The following is a 539-nucleotide window of genomic DNA, read 5'->3' on the forward strand; positions in this document are numbered from 1 at the left end:
CTGCACGCCGATACACGCGTCCCCGCCGATGCAGCGGCGCTGATCGATACAGCGGTTGCCTCAGGAAGGGCATGGGGTCGCTTCGATGTACGGCTGTCGGGAAAAAGACCCCTGCTGCGCATCGTCGAGCGGACGATGAACCTGCGCTCGTGCCTCAGCGGGATCGTTACGGGTGATCAGGGCTTGTTCGTCACGCGCGCGCTGTTCCGGTCGGTTGGCGGTTATCCGGACATTCCGTTAATGGAGGACATCGCTTTGTCCCGACGGCTGCGCAGGCGCCAGCGGCCGGCCTGCCTCGGAATAAGGCTGGTTACATCCAGCCGGCGCTGGGAGCGAGACGGCGTCTGGCGTACGGTTCTGCTGATGTGGTGGCTGCGCACCGCCTATGCCCTAGGGGCTGATCCGGTGCGGCTGGCGCAACGCTATCGGGGCGCCGACCCGTCGTACTGAGCCCTCAAGCGTCGACGCAGGCCCTCCCGCGAGAGAGTATGCTTCATCCGCGGGCGCCGACCCAAGGCTGGCGCTTGCGGTCTTGACCG

1 protein-coding gene is annotated in these 539 nt (G+C 66.2%); it reads left to right on the forward strand.

What is annotated here, in order from left to right; all coding sequences use genetic code 11:
* The coding region (locus CKO31_RS26420; protein ID WP_200243996.1) for a TIGR04283 family arsenosugar biosynthesis glycosyltransferase at nt 1–450 on the forward strand (450 nt) is incomplete at its 5' end.
* Nucleotides 451–539 lie beyond the last annotated feature (89 nt).

The sequence above is a fragment of the Thiohalocapsa halophila genome (assembly GCF_016583825.1).
GTDB classification, from domain to species: Bacteria; Pseudomonadota; Gammaproteobacteria; order Chromatiales; family Chromatiaceae; genus Thiohalocapsa; species Thiohalocapsa halophila.